Here is a 19309-nt window from a genome sequence, read left to right as displayed (position 1 = left end):
ATTGTTTTGGCTTTTTATTACAACTGCTTTTACAACATTCTTTCATCTATATCCCATATTAAAATTTACTGTTTTACCTTAAACGCCTGAAACCGTTTAAAATAATACCTGAAAATGAGAGTTAAACGGTATTCCATCAATCAAAAAAAATAAGCCTACCTCTCAAATTCAAGTATCTTTTACTAAAATTCTCTTTTTCAAAGTTTTTTTGCCTGACACTGGAAGAGAGATATTATTAAATTATTCTCAGGGATTAATCTCTCTCCCTTGTGCAGACTACTAATAATAAAATCAATTTCTCTTTTTCAAATAATTTATTGTGCCTAATCAGGGAAGGATTTAGCACTAACCATCAACTTCTAATCCTTCCCAAACTAGGACTTTTCTAACACCATAAAAGGGATTTTTTTAACTAATAACCAATCAATAATGAAAAGTTTGTTTCCTTTTTATGCATTAGATATCTCTTTACTTTATACCAAAGGATGCAAACTAATTGTTAATCTCCTTTTGTACCTTACCACATTTCAGCATTTTACTACCGTAATATGGGTTTCTAACTTCATTACTTGTACTTAACCAAGCACTACCTTTATCGTACATTGGACAAAACTGCTGATACAACGTGTTTTTTGTGCCTGTAATAGCCACCATATCTGTAATATCCTTGCTCAAAGTCTTAAAATGCTCACGCTGATGTTCCAATTCACTTTTTGCGATATGTTCGGCGTGTTCTGTAGCATCTTCTATGATATCAGCCAGTTCTTTTTGTTCCTCTTTGTTATAAACAGTCATATCAAATGCTTTAAGGGATGTTATTAATTTAGTTCCGGCTTGGGCTCCTTTTTTAGTGTCGTCTCCCACCAAAGCATCTTTCAGCATAAAATAATCAGTAAGAACTGCTTCTGCTTTAGCATCTTGCATGTTGTCCATTTTCATATTTCCATGATTCATTTTCATTTTACTATGGTCGTGATTCATTTTTTCCTTTTCCTGTGCATTGGTAAAAGAAACTACTAACAATAGCATTGCTGCTATACTCATTTTTAAATTTTTCATCTTTTTTTCTTTAATTTATTTTTAATCCATTTTTTCTTTTTCAAGTAATATATCCACACCTAACTCATGCTTATCATCAACCTTAAAAAAGAATTTACTTGGTCGTTCTATATTATATTTTGTAATCATTAAGTCCCAAGATGAAGTCAAACGAATGGCTTTACCTTCAGGGGTTAGTTCAATATCTATAATAACCTCGCGTGTTGTTCCTGCAAGGGTAAAATTGCCCTTAACCTGTAGTACTTGCTTGGTTTCTAAAGCAGAATCATAAGTTTCAATAAGTTTACCTTTAAAAGTTACATTTGGGTTCTCATTTACCTTTAGCAACTCATACATATGCCCATCCCTTTTGTCTATTCCTGTTTTAATTGATTTTACAGAAAGACTAAACTCCAATAGCCCTATTTCAAAATTGACTTTACCCTTTAACTCATTTGATTCGCCTGTATAAGAATTCAAGGGCATTTTAGCCTTGAAAAAAGCTTTCCCATCTTCAACAACATACTCTTGTGCTAATAAAGTATAGTTGCTAAAAAGGCATACACTTAATATCAAAACAAACATTGTGATTCTCATTCTTTGTCTCATTTTATTCCCTTTTATGCATTCCTGTAGATAAATCATAATTCTCATCTAACAATGGCGTTATTTCAAAATAAAAGGCTGTGGGTGCTTTATAATCTCCATACGTACGAATGCCTTGCATGTCGCACTGCATATTATAGAGCCTTATTTTTCCATCGTGCTCTGCTACGGTATAAAATCCATTAGAAAACCATTTTAAAGTTGTTGTTAGCTCTGGATTTAGGTTTTCTAATAAATGGTCATTTATAGGAAATTCTGAAAAGGTTATAGGGTTTTGCCCTATAGTATTGTATTTACCTATAAAGAGACTCTCTTGTGATTTTGCTACACCATACCAATTAATACTACCTATACCAACAGGAACCGTTAACAATTCATTATAAACAATACCAGCTTCTTTTAAATTAGCAGCAAAGCTATTTTTAGTAAAACCTTTTATTCCTAAAGTGAGTATTAAATAAAACGTACTTATGGCAAGTCCCGTTAACGTTGGTTTTATTCTAGTTTTTTTATGGCGATATATAGTTAAGCTTAAAACCAATCCTATTAATAGAGGGATTGTATAAACTGGGTCGACAATATTAATAGCATTAAAACTTACTCGATAATTAGAAAAAGGCAGGAACAACTGCGTACCGTAGGATGTAAAAGCATCTAATAGCATATGTGTAAATAAGGCCAGCCATGTAAATAGCCACAACCTTGAATAGGCTATTAATTTTGTCCACTTAATTTTTGATAAAATAAATGAAATTATAAATGCACCTACAAAACTAAACACAATAGAATGGCTAAATCCTCTATGAACACTTATTCTCTCTACTGATGAGTATAAAGGTAACAAAACTACATCAAGGTCAGGAATGGTAGCTATAATTGCGCCAATAACAGCTCCTTTGCTCCCAATCTTACGACCAAGTGCTGCCTCTCCTATAGCTGCACCTAATAATGCTTGTGTTATACTATCCATTTTATTCTATACTATCCCTTAGGCGCTCAAGCCATTGGGTAATTTCTTTTTTATCGTTTTCTGAAAACTTTGCATCTTTATGCATTAAAGTATATGAAGTCAACGGCATTTCATCATCTCTAATCTGACTAATAATTGATTTTAATTTGCTCTTTTTTCTTCTGTCTGAATAGTCTGCCCATTCGTTAAAGTTGAGCTCCTCTTTTGCTTTCTTTATATGACCTTCTAAAAACCAAGCAACGGGCTGCACTTTATTATACCAAGGATATTCCGTATTGTTACTGTGGCAGTCATAACAGCTTACTTGTAATTTTTTATTGATGTTTTTTGGTACTGTATTGACCAATATAAAATCGGTTTCAGGCACAAGGTCACTTTGATTACGTACCGTGGGAACAAACTGAATCCCCACGAACGCTACCAGTAAAACCAATGCTATGATTTTAACACTTTTCATTTAATTAATTTGCTTTTTCACATTCCCACAGGTTAGCATGTCACTACCGTAAAAGGGATTTTTAATAGCTTTGGTTTCGCTCAACCATGTTACTTTTTTCATTGGGCAATAATCTTGATACAAGGTTTTATTTGTTCCTAACAACGTTATTAAATCAGAAATATCCGTACTCAATGTTTCAAAATGCTCTCTTTGATGGTCAATAGGGTTTTCTATAATATGTTCTGCTTGTTCCTTGGCACTCTCGGCAATTTCCATATACTCATTGTGCGTTTCGCCTGTTAATTTGGTCATATCAAATTTTGAAAATGCATTCAATAGAGCTTTTGCTCCTTTAGCGGCATCATCTTTATCATCTATTACCAGTGCATTTTTAATTTGGATATATGCGTCAATAATAGGTGTGGTTGCCGCATTTTTTTGAGTATTTGCTTCAATGTGTCTCATATTGACCTTAGAAGAAGTTTTGTCTCCACCATGATGTCCACTACTGTTATTGTGGACAGTTTCTACATCATGATGGCCGTCACTATTATCGTGACTGGCTTCCATTTGAGGTCCATCTTCATTATTATGTTCTTTTTTTGCATCTTTACATGATGCTACAGTTAGGATTGCAAATGCTATTGCTAAAATTCCCATTAATAATTTTAATTTTCTCATTTCTATTTGTTTTAGTGTTAATTTTGTTTATAATTTTTCTATTACATTTTCCAGCATTGCAGTTATTTCATTAGCAACATCATTCAATTCTTCATTTTCCACAGCCTGCATCGATGCCATTGGGTTGACCGCAGCAACTTCAATAATACCGTTATCAACTTCCTGTACTATAACATTGCAGGGTAACATTGTTCCAATTTTATCTTCTGCTTGTAATGCTTTATATGCGTAAGGCGGATTACAAGCACCCAATATCCTGTACTTTTTAAAGTCTACATCCAGTTTTTTCTTTAAGGTTGCTGATATATCAATATCTGTAAGTATTCCAAAACCTTCTTCTTTTAATCTTTTTGTAACTTTATCAATAACTTCTTCAAAAGTGCCGTTGATTGTTTTATTAAAATAATACTTCATTTTTTTATTTTTTTGAGTTAAAAGCTTGTTTTCTTTCTTCATATTCTTCTTTGGATATTTCACCATTTACAAACCGTCTATCCAAAATTTCTTCTGGACTTTCTCTTTTGAGTATTTTGCTTCCATTTTTGCCCGCGTATAGGATAATCCCCAAGACAATTATCCCTAATACAATAATCCATGTGTACATCATAATTATCTCTTTTTAATTATTAAAATCGAACTAAAAGTCCGCCTCCCCAGCCATATCTATTATTATAATTTCCTTGTATTGAAAAATTTCTAGAAAGAATATATGAGGCTCCAATGAGCCATTGGGTTTCACTTTCATAAGATTTGTTGTTATCCAAATCATTTACCCATCCAAAATCTGCTCGGTATTCGTATTCTCCCTCCAAGAAAATTCTTGGAAAAATCAATAACTCTCTGTCCAACCGTATTCTTGGGCGTAATTGGTGGTCCAAACTCACATCTACATTAAATCTGTAAGGCATAAAGTATTTAACCCCTACCAGTCCAACAGTATTGAATTCATCATAAGAATTAGGAATTTCAGTTTCTGTATTTACTCCTACATAAACACGTACCCAATCATTTATGTATCTGTTATAATTAAATTCAGCTTCAAGGTTTTGGTCATAATCTAACTCTGCCCTCAAACCAAATTCGTTACGGATATTACTTGACGTTAGAAAAAGTTCTGAAAAATTAGAACCTAGTCGTGCTGATCCCCACGAATAATAGTGGTCCGTTTCGTCCACAAGTTTTTGAACTGGGAAATCTGCCATTCTTATATCCCTTGGGGTATCGTAACTGAATACTCTAGCCATACCGCCCATCATATGATACAATACGTGGCAATGAAAAAACCAATCGCCATACTCTTCGTTATAAAATTCAATAATAACTTTCTGCATTGGTGGTACGTTTACGGTATGCTTTAATGGTGAGCGTTCTCCTTTTTCATTGATGACCCTGAAGTAATGACCGTGCAAGTGCATTGGATGGTGCATCATAGTCAGGTTATTTAATGTAATTCTGGTTACCTCGCCTCCTTTTATATTTATCTTATCGGTTTCTGATAATGGCACCCCATTCATACTCCATACATAGCGATTCATATTACCTGTTAGGTTAAGCAACACTTCATTTACTGGTAAATCTGCCTTAAATTCAGTTTTTTCTTTTGCCTTTAAAAAATCGTAGTTGAAGTAGGTTTTCCGTTCATCGTAGTCAAATGAAGTAGTATCCTTTTGCATCATTGGCATATTGTGTATATGACCTTCCATTTTACCTGATGCCTCGTTATGACTCATTGACATCGAGTCCTTTTTCATTCCCATTGTATCATCCATCTTCATATTCATTTTGTCATCTTTCATTGACATCTTATCGTGCATCCCCATTTTCATCTCGCCGTCCTTCATATTCATCTTCATTCCGTACTTCTGCATTAAAACTTCGGGTGTATTCTTCTTCTTGTTTCCCACCATTGCAGGTGCTCCCATTTTCATATCCATTTTAGCCATTTGCTTCATCATCGCCACCTTATCAGGTCTATCAATTCTTTTGGCTGGATAAAGAGTGCCATTACCTAATTGTATAGAGGTATGACCTGAACCATCTTGAGCGGTTGCGGTAATTTCTAGGGTTCCTTCGGGAATAGTTACAATTACATCATACGTTTCGGCTATACCAAAGAGAAATCTGCTTTTAGAAACGGGTTGCACGTCAACACCATCACTAGAAACCAACATTGGGTTACCTCCGCCAAAGTCCATCCAATAATAGGTAGAAGCCGATGCGTTAATGAAGCGAAGCCTTACTTTTTCGCCAGCCGTAAATTCTGGATACTCTGCCAGTTTTTTACCGTTGGACAAAAATGCGGGGTAATAAATGTCTGCAATATCAGCTCCCTCCATACGGTCTCTCCAAAATTTAAGTTGAGCACCAAAAGCACCTTCTGAAATGACTCTACTTAATGGCACTGCTGTACCTTTTTTAACTTGATACCACTCGTTACCTCTTTTAAGATTTTGTAATACATTCATTGGTCTTTCGTTGGTCCAATCTGATAAGACCACGACTAAATCTTTATCATATTCCAAGGTTTTCTCTTTTGGATGAATCACTATGGAACCATAAACTCCCTTTTGCTCCTGTAGCATTGTATGGGAATGGTACCAATATGTTCCCGATTGGTTGATTGGGATTCTGTATTGGAAGGTTGTTCCTGGCTCAATCGGTGGGGTAGTTAAATATGGAACCCCGTCGTAAAAATTGGGAAGTATCAATCCGTGCCAATGCACTGAAGTTTCTTCATCCATTTTATTGGTTACGTTGATTATAGCAAGGTCTCCTTCATTAAATTCCAAAACAGGCCCAGGGATACCTCCATTGATGGTCATTGCATTGGCAGTAACACCACCAAGCGTCATTTTATTTTCTTCAATGGTAAGGTTATACTCCTTAACAGGTCGCCCATCTTCTTTTCTATCTTGTCCATTTGTTCCTACTTGTGCGATGCTCATAGATGTTATGAGAGACACAAATAGCATTGTCATCATCCTATTCATAATTCGTGTTTTTTATTTCTAATTAATCATGTTTGAACGCTAACTTATGATGTTTCAGCTTCATACTTTAACTGTTTCAGTTCTTATTTTAACTTATTAGATAGTTTATTAAAACAGATTCCAGATAGTACCCTCTGGTTGATTCAATTAAATTAATTTGAAATTTAAGTTGCAACTCTTGTATATCGAGTACATCATTAAAATCAATAGTTCCAGTTTCGTAATTCTTAATTAGAATTCCTTCAGCTCTTATATTGGGATTTATATGCTGACATGCTCATTTCTGTTTCATTTTTAAACTGACTACTTAAATGGTTGATATGGCTATAATCCAGCAGTTGTCCTATTTCGGTAAAATTGTATTCTTGTATTTGGATAAGCTCTTTTACCTTTTCAATTTTCAATTTTATAAAGTACTTTTCTACGGTAACCTGTTCTGTATATGAAAAAACCTTACTTATTTTGGAATAATACTGGCACATTTTATTTTCTAAATAAACCGATAGGTTTTCATAGAGTTGTAATGGTAGATGCTGTAGCAGTTTTATAAGTTCAATTTTTACTTGTTCAACCAAAAGCTGTTCTGGCGCATCAATTAATAAAAACCCGTTTTCCTTTAGGATATGATCCAACTTATTCTTGTCCATTGCATCTTTAAGATCAAGTTTAATTCTGCCCAACTCAATTTCTATAACCTTTGCCCCAGCCTGACTTAATTCATCTTTCAACACTTTGATGCATCGGTTGCAAACCATATTTTTTACAAAAATCTCTCTTATCATAATTAGTTGCTAAAGTTATTGACAATGGCGAACTGAACGTAATTCTGATTTATAGGTTCTAGTTGCTCAATCCTGAACTTAAAATCACAATTCTTGAATATAAAAAGTGGTATTATAAACGATTCATCCAAAAAACACTTTAATTTGATTTATTATATTTTAAATAATTTTCTTTAGATTCAAAGTAAGCTACATCTCCTTCTTTTTTTACCAAAACAATGTATGCCTCTGTTTTATCAACAGACTTACCACTAAAGGGATCTATTGCTGTTCTAGCAGTTTCATTGTTGTTCAATGTACCCACACACATTTGGCAGCAACCATAGTAGGTTTTACCATTAACAGGAACAGGCATTTGAGGCTTACCCATATACGCATTGTTCACCATACAGACCAATTTATTTGGTACCTGAGAGCCTACTTGGTAATCCTCTTGTGTTGTTTCTGTTTTAACTTCAACTTTATTTTTATCTATGGTTTCAGCAACTTCTACTTTCTTGGTTTCATTTTTGCAACCAATCAAAGTAATGATTGAAAGTGCTATAATAATGCCTTGTTTTATCATGACTTTATATTTATTATGCCTTACGGCTACTATTATTATGTTCTCCTGTTTTAATTCTTACGCTATAGTCTATATTACTAACATAGATGAGTCCATCACCGTTTTTGCCCGTTTGGGCATGCTTTGTTAAAATATCTATAACTTTATCTACTTTTTCCTTTTCTATAACCATTTCTATTTTAACCACTTTATGGTGTAAAAACGGAAAATCTAAACTTGGAAATTCTGTCTCTGGATCTATATAATCATCAACTCCTTCACCTTCAAAAACTGTAAAACAACAGAACTGATTTTCTTTTAAGTGCTTTGCAACTTCATTGAGTTTTTCTTTTCGTATAAATGCTTTAATTTCTTTCATGTCTTTATTTTTTTTGATTAATAAGCTGGCTTAAAAATGTCATAAAAGGCATTTATAAACCAGCTTCTGCTATCAATCACATAGACTTAAATGTTTCTTTTAAACTTCCACAACTGGCCATAGCTTTATCCATATAAGGGTTTGCAATTTTGTTGGAATTTGAAAACCAGTACGAACCTCCATCGTTTGCCATGGGACAAAAATTCTTGTAAATTTCACCTTCGGTTACATTGTCTTTTAATAAAGGCTCAAATGCTGTTGTAAGTTTTGAAAATATGACACGTTGGTCCATAATATTGGACTTTGATGCCATGTCTTCGGCCACCTTTTGCGCATCAGTTGCTTTACCGTATTTCTTTAAAATTCCAACAAGCATTTTAGATGCTTTTTGTACCTTTTCAGCATTGGCTTCAATTAAAGCGTTGTTTATCATGGTGTAATGCATATATGCCTTGGTAAGGTTTTTATCGTTTAACTTTACCATAGATTTATCATGATTCATCATATTATGATCGTCCTGTTTCATGTTCATTTTGCTATGATCGTGCTGTGCACTGATAACATTAGTTACACTCATTATTAAAGCAATTATTACTACTGATTTTAAATTTTTCATTTGTTTTTGTTTATAAAGTTTTTTTATTATTTTACAATGACTGTTTTCGTGTCTCCACAAGTAAGCATTTTAGCACCTAAATACGGGTTCTTAATAGGCTCATTAAGGCTTAGCCAGTAAGCACCTTTATTGTTGTCGGCCATTGGGCAAAATTGTTCGTACACTTTTTGGTTTACTCCAAATAGTTTAACACCTTTAGATAAATGTGCCGATAAGTGCTTAAAATGGCTGCGCTGTTTTTCTATATCCGAAATTTTTGAAATAGAAGTTGCAGACTCTGTAATTTCTTTGGATATCGTCATCCAATGGTTATGTGCGTTATGGTCGGACAATTGTTTCATGTCCACCTTTTTCATGGCACTCAATAACGTTTTGGCTGAAGCGCTAGCGGTACTGTTATCACCTTTTACAAAGGCATCCTTTAATTTAACATAGGCGTTAAACACTTGTTCCAACTGGTTTTTAAATCCGTCCGTTGTTGTAATGCGCTGGTTCATATCTGTATGATCGGTCTCCTTTTCCATTTTGCTATGGTCTGGGCTTGTTTCTCCTTCCATTTTTGAATCACTCATGTCCATTTTAGAATGATCAACGCCATCATTTTTAGCGTCGCCGTCCATACCCATTCCTCCGTGATTATGACCCACATTCACCTTTCCGCCGTCTGGGTTCATCATACTTTTTTGCCCCAATAGTTGTGCAGAAGCATCAATTCTGAACACACCATTTGTGGCAACAACTTCACCTTCTTCCAAGCCGTCAGCAACACTATAAAACTGGCCCATATCCTGCCCCAGTTCTATTTCCCTATATACGAACGAAATGGTTTTTTCGTGTGGTACTTTTACGTAAACCACAGCACGTTTTCCGGTCCAAAGTACTGCTGATTTTGGTATAACAATGGTATTTTCCATGCCTTTCATTTTTGCTTTAATAATACCACTGGCATACATTTCCGGCAAGAGCGTGTTTGATGGGTTTTTTACTTCTACACGTACTTTTGCAACTCGTGTATTGGGTGAAACAAAAGGATCAACGTAGGTAACTTTTCCTTCAAAGGTTTTACTAGGAATAGCTTGTATGGTAAAACTTACCTTATCATTAATATGTATCCATGGAATATCGGACTCATAAGCTTCAAACATAACCCAAACCGTACTTAAACTAGCAATGTCAAACAAATTACCACCAGCCTTAATATAGTCTCCAATCTCTACATTTTTACTCATTACATAGCCTGAATGATCGGACAAAATATCGATTTGTTCCTGCACATTCCCAGTTGCTTCAATGGCATCAATTTGCTTATCGGACAGCTTCCATAGCTTTAATTTATTGCGTGATGCAGTATATAACTGTGGATAAACATCTTTAGACTTAATAGCCTCAAACAATTCTTTTTGGGCTGAGATTAATTCTGGCGAATAAATACGCACTATTTTTTGACCAGCATATACTTTTTCACCTGTAAAATTAACGTACAGCCGTTCTATTCGACCCGGAATATGAGATACTTGAGAATACAACCTGCGTTCGTCAGGTTTTACACGACCTAACAATCGTATCTCTTTTTCGGCACTTGCCTTTTCAACTAGAGTAGTCTGAATGTTTGCTAATTGATAGGCTTCTTCATTCATTACGATTTCATTGGCTGCAATGTTTTCTGAAGAATCATCAGATGATTCCATTGGAATAAGTTCCATACCACAAATTGGGCAATTCCCAGGTTTTTCCATCTTTATTTGTGGATGCATAGAGCAGGTCCATAATTGTGTTACAGGGTCTTGAACATAATCGTGTTCCCCCTCCGCATGTGTAGTTTCTGAGTCTCCACCAGAAAATACATTTCCTAAAATAATTCCGAGTATTAAAATACCGGCTGCTATGATATATTTTTTATATTTTTCCATGATATTCATTTTATTTTCCTATTAAATAATCCATAAATGCGGCTGCGGCATTTTTATCGGTTAATGCTTTTTGATGTTCTAATTTGTATTTAAGTAATTGGCGTTCTATCCGCAATACTTCTTCAAAGTCTTTAGAGTTTGTAGAGTAGGAAACAATTAATATATCCAAAACTTTTTTTGCAATTTCAGATTGTCTTAGATTTAAAGCAATACGTCTGTTACCATCACTGAAGTCTTTATACGTATTTTCATAAACCGAACTTAAAGTATTCTTTTTATCATCTTTTCTGGATATTTCAGCTTCCTGTCTGTATTGTGCTTCTTTTATTAAAGCTTTATATTTTTTACGATATAAAGGAATTTTAACACCTACCGATGGAAACAAAAACACGTCTTTACCATTATCTGATGCCGTTGACATAGGATTGTCACCAACTATGGTATAATTTACACCAACAGTAAACTTTGGCAATCCTTCTTTTTTAGCTACAATTTCCTGATTTAAAAAGGCGTTTAACTTATGTTCTATGCTTTTGATTTGATGGTTTGAGGCATAGATTTCATCAAGCATATTTAACTGCTCTAAAGGAATTTCCTCTTGCCACAATTCTTCTGGAACTAGTATTTCAGAAACAGATTCCCCGTTTAATAAGTTGTTGAACTTTATTAGCAAAAAATCTTTTGTATCCAAAAACAGTTCTAATTGATTTTCCAAATCGTTTAGTTCTAATTCAACACGCAATTCATCTACAATAGAGGCATTGCCTGCTTCAATCTTCACTAAAGACAGGCGTTTAAAAACTTCAAGAATTTCAATATTCTCTCTAGTTATCTCTATAGCCTTTTCAATAAAATAATAGTTATAATAGGCTGTTTTTACTTCAAAGAAGATATTGGATTTTGTATTTTCAAAGTCCTCGTACATAGCTTTTGCCATTTCAGTGGCCACATCCTCTTTGGCGCTTAACAGACCGAACCACGGAAAGCTTTGCATTAAATTAAAGTTTGCCCTTTGTGGACCAACCCTTGTTTCCACAGGCTGGATAAAATATCCAAAAGCAAAAGTAGGGTCTGGTAAAGTACCTACCTGAGGTACTTTTTCCATAGCAGCCATATAATCATTAAACTTTGCCTTTAAAGCGGGGTTATTATTGGCTGCTATTTCCAAATAGTTATTCAAATTTTCTTGACTAAAAATACTTGTTGTAAACAGTACAACTAGGCTCAAGAAAAGGTATGTTTTAGTATTCGCTGTCATCATTATAAATTTAAGCATTACTTGATTTTAATTGTTTTTTTAATCCTTTCTCTTTCCACATACTGTAAAGTACAGGTACCACAAACATGGTCATGACCTGTAACAGCATACCACCAAATGAAGGGATTGCCATGGGGATAACCACATCGGAACCTTTACCACTAGATGTAAGTACAGGGATTAAAGCAATGATAGCAGTCGCTGCGGTCATCATTGCGGGACGAACCCTTTTTGAACCTGCTTCAATTACCGAAGCCCGAATTTCTTTAACGGTTTCTGGATGTCTCTTATCAAATACTTGGGTTAGATAAGTTCCCATAATTACCCCATCATCGGTTGCAATCCCGAACAAGGCAATAAAACCTACCCAAACGGCGACGCTCAGGTTTATGGTGTGCATCTGAAACAAATCACGCATATATACCCCAAATACATCAAAATTCAAGAACCATTCCTGTCCATATAACCAAATCATGATAAAACCACCAGCGAAAGCTACAAAGATACCAGAGAAAACCATCAGTGAAGGAATCATTGATTTAAACTGAAAATATAGAATTAACAGAATTACAATTAATGAAATGGGCACCACAATCATTAAACGTTTTGATGCTCTTATCTGGTTTTCGTAATTTCCTGTAAAACGATAGGTTACACCTGCTGGTAATGTAAATTCGCCACTATCCATTTTCTGTTTAATAAGGGCTTGTGCATCTTCAACCACATTGGTTTCAGCATAGCCTTCTTTCATATCAAATATAACATAGCCTGTTAAAAAGGTATCTTCACTTTTTATGACTTGTGGTCCTCTAACATAAGTAACATCAGCTAATTCACCCAATTCTACTTGAACTCCTGCGGGTGTGGGGATCAATATCTTTTTAATATCATCTGGATTGTCCCTAAACTCCCTGGCATAACGTACACGTACTGGAAAGCGCTCTCTACCTTCTACTGTTGTAGTTAGTTGTTTTCCACCTATGGCTACCGAGAGTTGCATTTGCATATCTTTTACAGATAGTCCATATCTAGACATGGCCTGACGGTTTAACTTCATTTCTAAATAAGGTTTACCAACAACTCTATCTGCAAACACGGTTGGTGGATTGACACTTGGTACTTCCTTTAGAATGTTTTCTAATTCAAACCCAACTTTTTCAATCGACTCCAACGTGGGTCCAAATACTTTAATCCCCATTGGTGCTCGCATACCTGTTGCCAACATAATCAATCGTGTTTGGATAGGTTGCAGTTTTGGAGCTGATGTTAACCCCGGGAATTTGGCGTGCTTAACAATTTCATTCCAAATATCATCTGGTTTTTGGATATGCTCTCGCCATTGCCTAAAGTTTTCACCGTCATCATCTGGAATAAGTTCTTCTTCCGTTATTTTACGAAACTCGTCAGTACCATATGTATAGGTGGTACCATCTTTTAAAACAAAAGCGTTGTTTTTATTAACTTTAAAACGCTCTCTGTGTCCATCTTCATCAAGAATATATTCTGGAATGTAATTTATGGTGTTTTCATACATGGATGTAGGTGCAGGATCAAGAGCAGAGTTTACACGTCCCCATTTACCTACCGCAGACCCGATTTCAGGGATGGTCATGACGTGTTTATCAATACTTGCAATAACTTCCATATTTTCAGAAATACTAGAGTGTGGCATGGTAGTGGGCATTAGCAAGAATGACCCTTCATTTAAGGCTGGCATAAACTCTTTACCCAACCCAGGGAGAGCTTTGTCCAGTTTTTCCCAAACCACATTATTTTTAGTGAATTCTGGCATAAAACCAAGGACTTTGCCAAACCCTAACCAAATGGTCATTCCGAAGAAAACTACGAGAATGGGGATCAATAAAAATTTCCATTTATTATCCAAACACCAAGTTAAAATGCTTTTGTAAAAATACACTACAGCCATTAATGCCCCCAAAACAACACCTATTACTATTATCACAAAAATAAAATTGACAAATGTGGAGTTAGCAACTCCTAAAGGCATCCATTCTATAGTCAGGAAATAGACTAAAATTATAATGGTGATGACTATGTTGACATAATTGGCTGTTTTTTCGGAATAAGGAAGCTTTAATTTTCCTTTTAAAAAGGTTTTTTCCGGTACTTGTGTCAATAGATTATTTATACCAATGGCAATTAGGGCTATGGCAATAATGCTTCCATAAGCGATTAGGAAAACAAATCCAAAACTTATTAAGATTGCATTAAATATTCGGCTCGTTCGCTTTGAATCAATTCTAATGGAAAACAGAACCTTTGCCAAGGCTGGAATAAACATAATACCAATGAACAGTGCTGAAATCAACGCAAATGTTTTGGTCCACGCCAAAGGACTAAATAACTTCCCTTCTGCGGCTTGCATTGCAAATACTGGTAAGAAACTCACAACAGTGGTAGCAAGAGCCGTAATTACAGCTGATGCCACTTCTACGGTTGCTATATATATAACCTGCACTAATTTTTTACCTCTTACACCTTCATTTTCGGGCATTTCCAAATGCCTCACTATATTTTCGGTAAAAACAATACCTACATCGATCATCACCCCAATAGCAATGGCTATACCCGAAAGGGCAACAATATTGGCATCTACGCCAAAATATTTCATTAGTATAAAGGTCATCAATACGCCAACGGGCAATATACTCGAAATTAATATGGAAGCCCTAAGATTAAGAACCAATACGATTACCACTAAAATACTAATCAGTATTTCATGAGAGAGCGCTAGTTCTAGAGTTCCAATGGTTTCCTGAATTAAACCAGAACGGTCATAAAATGGTACAATAGTTACTTTGGAAACTGTGCCATCTTCTAGTGTTTTAGACGGTAATCCTGGAGCAACTTCATCTATTTTAGCCTTTAGGTTTTTAATTACAGCTTGCGGGTTGGCACCATAGCGTGCAACAACTACTCCACCTACAGCTTCCACACCACTTTTGTCAAGGCCTCCTCTACGACCTGCTGGACCAAACTGTATTTTGGCTACATCTTTTAATCGTATGGGAACATTATCCCTAACGGTAACAACACTCTCCTCTAAATCAGATAAATTTTTAATATACCCTAGACCGCGAACTAAATATTCTACTTTATTAAATTCTAAAGTTCTGGCACCAATATCTAGGTTACTGTTTTTAACAGCGTTCATTATCATTTTAACGTCCACGTTGTTGGCCTTCATAGCATCAGGATCTATTTCGATCTGGTACTCTTTTAAAAAGCCTCCAATGGAAGCTACTTCGGCAACACCACTGGCAGCGGTTAAATAATAACGCACATAAAAATCTTGAATGGTTCGCAATTCTTGAGGGTCCCAACCACCAGTTGGTTTGCCCGTTTTAGCATCTCTACCTTCAAGAGTATACCAATACACTTGCCCTAAAGCTGTGGCGTCAGGTCCAAGTGCTGGTGTCACCTCGTTAGGTACTGTACCAGGTGGTAAAGAATTTAGTTTTTCTAGAATTCTAGTTCTACTCCAGTAAAAATCAACGTCATCTTCAAATATGATGTAAATACTAGAAAGTCCAAATATTGAATTACTACGTATGGTTTTCACGTTTGGAATACCAAGTAATGCTGTTGTTAATGGATAGGTTATTTGATCCTCTATATCCTGAGGAGATTGACCCATCCACTCGGTAAATACAATTTGTTGATTTTCGCCAATATCAGGAATGGCGTCAACAGGTACTGGGTTTCTCTCTATTAAAGAGCTTTCCCAATTAAACGGAGCGGTTACATAACCTCCAACAATAAATGCGGCGAGTAATATAAATGTTATTAGCTTATTTTCGAGAAAATAACGGATAATTTTATTTAACATAAATTTTGATAATTAAACAATTAAACTTTGGTACTAAGAAAATACCGAATACATAAAGCTACCCTAATGGAAAAGCATCCATTGGATAATAAAGTCTATTGTTTAAAAATCAAATTAAATAAGTCTCATCAAGCTTGTAGATATTCTTGACAATAAGTGGTGGTGGGTATTGTGAAAATGACGATACTTCGTTTTCTAAACCTTCAAAAAGGTTGATATAAGCATATACAAATGTGGCAACATAAATTTGCTGATTATTTGTAAGATTATCAAACGAAACGTTTAACTCATTTTGCCCATTTATGGTAATTTGTTCATTATTACAGCAATTCTTTCCTTCAAGAGTATCTTCCTTTGAAGAATTAGTTTGTGCTAGATCCATACCACAACTTTCGGCAGAACCAAAATAAGATGTATCCACTAAAAAATCACCACAATAATGACTTTCAATAGTGAAAGACACTGTTGAGAGCATGACTAATAATGCCATTAAAAAGGATGATATTTTATAGAAAGTTTTTTTCATTAACGTTGCAAAGTTAAAAAAAATTGATTACAATTCATTTCTTTAACAAAAAATTAGATTTTTAAAATTATTTTTTGTTTGAAAATAGTAGAGCTATTTTGATTATTTTGAAATCTAAATAACGTGATTTTCATTTCAACGAACTGCACTAATTGTCTTAGCAAATTAAAGATACCTGTTCTTTATATTTTATGATAAATATCATCTTGATTAAATTTATTATTTATTCAATACTGTTTTTGTCTATTATGATTAGTCTTGGAAACCCAAATTAGAGTACTCAATTATTTCTGCTCTACGATGAATAGTCTCAATGAACCAAAATATTATTAAGAATTATTCTAAATAATATTTGTATAATTAAAAAAGACTATTACATTTGCCTCTTTATTTATATTCATTCTAAATAATTTACAGCAAATGAGAACTCTTTTTTTTCTACTATTTATTTTACCATTTTCATTTATATGGGCACAAACTAATCCCCAAAAGAAGGATACTATCCAACAAAAAACAGAACAGTTAAAGGAGGTGATAGTCTCTGGAAATACTATACTAGGCAGTAGATTTGAGATTAAAAACAAAACGGGTTCTGCAAGCTATATTTCCGAAGAAGACTTAAAAAAATTCTCTTATACCAACATCAACAGGGTATTACAAACAGTTCCAGGAATTAACATCTATGAAGAAGATGGATTTGGGCTACGCCCAAATATAAGTTTGCGAGGCACATCGCCTGAGCGCAGTGCAAAAATCAACTTGATGGAAGATGGTATTCTGATTGCGCCCGCACCCTACAGCGCACCTGCCGCCTATTATTTTCCTACCATTGGTCGTATGCAGGCCGTAGAGGTTTTAAAAGGAAGCAGTCAAATTCAATACGGACCCAACACCACTGGTGGCGCCATAAATATGATATCTTCCCGAATTCCAAACAAATTCTCTGGAAGGGCTTCCATTGCTGTAGGAAATTACGATTCAAGAAGTACTCAATTAACAATTGGTGATAGCTATAAAAACTTTGGATTTGTAACGGATTATTTTAATTATAATTCTGATGGTTTTAAAAATCTCGATGGCGGTGGTAATACAGGATTTGATAAATCTGATTATTCTGCCAAATTTCGGGTTAACTCAAATTTAGATGCAAAAACGTATCAGTCATTAACGTTTAAAATCCAATATTCTGAAGAAGAGGCAAACGAAACTTATTTGGGATTGACAGATGAAGATTTTGAAGAAAATCCCTATAGAAGATACAGAGCTTCTTCAGAGGATGTAATGAACGCCGAGCATCAACAATATCAAATTACCCATTTTGTACGATTATCACCATCATTAGACATAAGCACTAACGGTTACTTGAATAAATTCAAGCGTAATTGGTACAAATTGGACAACGTAAATTTAGGCGAAAGGGTGAGCATTAGCAATATCCTCTCATCACCACAGGATTATCCTTTAGAATACCAGACCATTTTAGGAAACGAAAACACCCAAGAAGATGTTATGGGCGTGAAGGCAAATAACAGGGCATACACTTCAAATGGTGTTCAATCCATTGCTAAACTACGATGGGGTTCTGATTGGTTACAGACTTTGGAAGCCGGAATACGCTACCACGAAGATGACGAGGACAGATTTCAATGGGTGGACAGGTATGCATTCCTGAACAACGAATTGATACGTACCACAGTAGGCGAGAAAGGGTCTGACGCTAACCGCATAAGTGGTGCAAAAGCTCTCTCCGCACACCTCTTGTACACCATTAAAGTTGAGAACCTGACCCTAACACCTGGTTTACGCTATGAGAATATAACCCTAACCCGAATGGACTATGGTACTAATGACCCTTCAAGGACTGGTCAAGATTTATCCGTTCGCGAAAACAAAGTAAACGTATGGATTCCTGGTATAGGCGCAAATTATAGATTCAACAACGATTTTTCGGTTTTTGGTGGTGTGCACAAAGGGTTTTCCCCACCAAGTAATACACCGGGGCAAAATGCCGAAGAAAGTATTAACTATGAAGTAGGTACTCGATTTAGCGTTAAAGGGCTTCAAGGGGAACTTGTTGGGTTTTACAATGACTATCAAAACCTACTGGGAAGTGATTTGGCTGCTACAGGTGGTACGGGAAGTCTTGACCAGTTTAATGCAGGTGAAGTTCGCGTAAGCGGAATTGAATTTTTACTGAATTACAACCTATTATATAATACCTCAGAAAAATTTAAACTTCCTGTGTCGGTTTCCTATACCCTCACGGACACCGAATTTCTGACCAGTTTCGATAGCAACGAAGATATTTATGGGGTGGTGACCAAAGGGGACGAAATACCATACATTGCAAAAAACCAATTGAATGCAACGTTTGGGCTACAGCATAAGAAATTTGACGTAAACCTAAATTCACGATATACAGGTGCATTTAGAACTAAAGCGGGTTCTGGACCGATTCCTGAAAATTTCAAAGTGGATTCTAACTTTATAGTTGACCTATCTGCCCATTATTTTTTCAATGAAAATTTTACGCTATCAACAAACGTAATTAATCTGTTTGACACAGAATATGCTGTATCTCGTGTACCAGCAGGTTTACGACCTGGCCATCCTTTAGGCATAAATTTTATATTAGGATATCAATTTTAAAGATAAATGAAATATGATTTATATCATCTTTTTGTTCAATCTTTAAAATTATATTTACGTAATTGGATTAT

17 protein-coding genes and 1 pseudogene are annotated in these 19309 nt (G+C 35.1%); 1 reads left to right on the top strand and 17 read right to left on the bottom strand.

Features of this window, described 5'->3' with window-relative positions; translation table 11 throughout:
• Positions 1–492: 492 nt before the first annotated feature.
• The 17 genes and pseudogenes from AC0UBM_RS10730 to AC0UBM_RS10650 form a co-directional block, all read right to left on the bottom strand.
• Positions 493–1059, bottom strand: a complete 567-nt coding sequence (locus tag AC0UBM_RS10730) for a DUF3347 domain-containing protein (protein WP_475688635.1) — start codon at positions 1057–1059, stop codon at positions 493–495.
• Between the two features lie 21 nt (positions 1060–1080).
• Positions 1081–1647 carry a YceI family protein gene (locus tag AC0UBM_RS10725; protein ID WP_475688634.1) on the bottom strand — a complete coding sequence of 189 codons (567 nt, stop codon included), beginning with the start codon at positions 1645–1647 and terminating at the stop codon, positions 1081–1083.
• A 1-nt stretch (position 1648) separates the two neighbouring features.
• Entirely contained in the window at positions 1649–2614 is a 966-nt protein-coding gene (locus AC0UBM_RS10720; protein WP_475688633.1) for a metal-dependent hydrolase, read from the bottom strand.
• Between the two features lies 1 nt (position 2615).
• A complete protein-coding gene (locus AC0UBM_RS10715) occupies positions 2616–3071 on the bottom strand; it encodes a heme-binding domain-containing protein (protein WP_475688632.1) in 456 nt (151 codons plus the stop codon).
• The gene (locus AC0UBM_RS10710) at positions 3072–3734 is read right to left on the bottom strand and encodes a DUF3347 domain-containing protein (protein ID WP_475688631.1); all 663 of its coding nucleotides are present in this window, start codon (positions 3732–3734) and stop codon (positions 3072–3074) included.
• Between the two features lie 27 nt (positions 3735–3761).
• Positions 3762–4148, bottom strand: a complete 387-nt coding sequence (locus AC0UBM_RS10705) for a DUF302 domain-containing protein (RefSeq protein WP_475688853.1) — start codon at positions 4146–4148, stop codon at positions 3762–3764.
• 4 nt (positions 4149–4152) lie between these two features.
• A complete protein-coding gene (locus AC0UBM_RS10700; RefSeq protein WP_475688630.1) occupies positions 4153–4341 on the bottom strand; it encodes an SHOCT domain-containing protein in 189 nt (62 codons plus the stop codon).
• Positions 4342–4360: 19 nt separating this feature from the next.
• On the bottom strand, positions 4361–6679 hold the full coding sequence (locus AC0UBM_RS10695; RefSeq protein ID WP_475688629.1) for a multicopper oxidase domain-containing protein: 2319 nt from the start codon (positions 6677–6679) through the stop codon (positions 4361–4363).
• 133 nt (positions 6680–6812) lie between these two features.
• A pseudogene (locus AC0UBM_RS10690) lies at positions 6813–6971 on the bottom strand (TolC family protein); the annotation flags it as partial.
• Entirely contained in the window at positions 6967–7506 is a 540-nt protein-coding gene (locus AC0UBM_RS10685) for a helix-turn-helix domain-containing protein (protein ID WP_475688628.1), read from the bottom strand. The gene AC0UBM_RS10685 and the pseudogene AC0UBM_RS10690, both read right to left, overlap by 5 nt.
• A 139-nt stretch (positions 7507–7645) precedes the next feature.
• A complete protein-coding gene (locus AC0UBM_RS10680) occupies positions 7646–8071 on the bottom strand; it encodes a hypothetical protein (RefSeq protein WP_475688627.1) in 426 nt (141 codons plus the stop codon).
• A 13-nt stretch (positions 8072–8084) separates the two neighbouring features.
• On the bottom strand, positions 8085–8429 hold the full coding sequence (locus tag AC0UBM_RS10675) for a P-II family nitrogen regulator (protein WP_475688626.1): 345 nt from the start codon (positions 8427–8429) through the stop codon (positions 8085–8087).
• A gap of 76 nt (positions 8430–8505) precedes the next feature.
• Complete coding sequence (locus AC0UBM_RS10670; protein ID WP_072403532.1) at positions 8506–9045, bottom strand: DUF3347 domain-containing protein; 540 nt, start codon at positions 9043–9045, stop codon at positions 8506–8508.
• 26 nt (positions 9046–9071) lie between these two features.
• Positions 9072–10955 carry an efflux RND transporter periplasmic adaptor subunit gene (locus AC0UBM_RS10665; protein WP_475688625.1) on the bottom strand — a complete coding sequence of 628 codons (1884 nt, stop codon included), beginning with the start codon at positions 10953–10955 and terminating at the stop codon, positions 9072–9074.
• 10 nt (positions 10956–10965) lie between these two features.
• A complete protein-coding gene (locus tag AC0UBM_RS10660) occupies positions 10966–12231 on the bottom strand; it encodes a TolC family protein (protein ID WP_475688624.1) in 1266 nt (421 codons plus the stop codon).
• On the bottom strand, positions 12224–16063 hold the full coding sequence (locus AC0UBM_RS10655; RefSeq protein WP_475688623.1) for an efflux RND transporter permease subunit: 3840 nt from the start codon (positions 16061–16063) through the stop codon (positions 12224–12226). The genes AC0UBM_RS10660 and AC0UBM_RS10655 overlap by 8 nt, the downstream gene beginning before the upstream one ends.
• A 109-nt stretch (positions 16064–16172) precedes the next feature.
• Complete coding sequence (locus AC0UBM_RS10650; RefSeq protein ID WP_475688622.1) at positions 16173–16589, bottom strand: HYC_CC_PP family protein; 417 nt, start codon at positions 16587–16589, stop codon at positions 16173–16175.
• A 420-nt stretch (positions 16590–17009) separates the two neighbouring features.
• Between AC0UBM_RS10650 and AC0UBM_RS10645 the strand changes: the two genes are divergently transcribed.
• Positions 17010–19238: a TonB-dependent receptor family protein gene (locus AC0UBM_RS10645; protein ID WP_475688621.1), complete on the top strand. Its 2229-nt coding sequence runs from the start codon at positions 17010–17012 to the stop codon at positions 19236–19238.
• Positions 19239–19309: the final 71 nt, after the last annotated feature.

Source organism: Formosa sp. F44 (genome assembly GCF_056238645.1).
This window is presented reverse-complemented; position numbering and strand designations above follow the sequence as displayed.

Excerpts from the sequence above, each read along its gene's own strand:
- AC0UBM_RS10730 (WP_475688635.1), bottom strand. The coding sequence starts at position 1,059 with ATGAAAAATTTAAAAATGAGTATAGCAGCAATGCTATTGTTAGTAGTT.
- AC0UBM_RS10725 (WP_475688634.1), bottom strand. The coding sequence starts at position 1,647 with ATGAGACAAAGAATGAGAATCACAATGTTTGTTTTGATATTAAGTGTA.
- AC0UBM_RS10720 (WP_475688633.1), bottom strand. The coding sequence starts at position 2,614 with ATGGATAGTATAACACAAGCATTATTAGGTGCAGCTATAGGAGAGGCA.
- AC0UBM_RS10715 (WP_475688632.1), bottom strand. The coding sequence starts at position 3,071 with ATGAAAAGTGTTAAAATCATAGCATTGGTTTTACTGGTAGCGTTCGTG.
- AC0UBM_RS10710 (WP_475688631.1), bottom strand. The coding sequence starts at position 3,734 with ATGAGAAAATTAAAATTATTAATGGGAATTTTAGCAATAGCATTTGCA.
- AC0UBM_RS10705 (WP_475688853.1), bottom strand. The coding sequence starts at position 4,148 with ATGAAGTATTATTTTAATAAAACAATCAACGGCACTTTTGAAGAAGTT.
- AC0UBM_RS10700 (WP_475688630.1), bottom strand. The coding sequence starts at position 4,341 with ATGATGTACACATGGATTATTGTATTAGGGATAATTGTCTTGGGGATT.
- AC0UBM_RS10695 (WP_475688629.1), bottom strand. The coding sequence starts at position 6,679 with ATGAGCATCGCACAAGTAGGAACAAATGGACAAGATAGAAAAGAAGAT.
- AC0UBM_RS10685 (WP_475688628.1), bottom strand. The coding sequence starts at position 7,506 with ATGATAAGAGAGATTTTTGTAAAAAATATGGTTTGCAACCGATGCATC.
- AC0UBM_RS10680 (WP_475688627.1), bottom strand. The coding sequence starts at position 8,071 with ATGATAAAACAAGGCATTATTATAGCACTTTCAATCATTACTTTGATT.
- AC0UBM_RS10675 (WP_475688626.1), bottom strand. The coding sequence starts at position 8,429 with ATGAAAGAAATTAAAGCATTTATACGAAAAGAAAAACTCAATGAAGTT.
- AC0UBM_RS10670 (WP_072403532.1), bottom strand. The coding sequence starts at position 9,045 with ATGAAAAATTTAAAATCAGTAGTAATAATTGCTTTAATAATGAGTGTA.
- AC0UBM_RS10665 (WP_475688625.1), bottom strand. The coding sequence starts at position 10,955 with ATGGAAAAATATAAAAAATATATCATAGCAGCCGGTATTTTAATACTC.
- AC0UBM_RS10660 (WP_475688624.1), bottom strand. The coding sequence starts at position 12,231 with ATGCTTAAATTTATAATGATGACAGCGAATACTAAAACATACCTTTTC.
- AC0UBM_RS10655 (WP_475688623.1), bottom strand. The coding sequence starts at position 16,063 with ATGTTAAATAAAATTATCCGTTATTTTCTCGAAAATAAGCTAATAACA.
- AC0UBM_RS10650 (WP_475688622.1), bottom strand. The coding sequence starts at position 16,589 with ATGAAAAAAACTTTCTATAAAATATCATCCTTTTTAATGGCATTATTA.
- AC0UBM_RS10645 (WP_475688621.1), top strand. The coding sequence starts at position 17,010 with ATGAGAACTCTTTTTTTTCTACTATTTATTTTACCATTTTCATTTATA.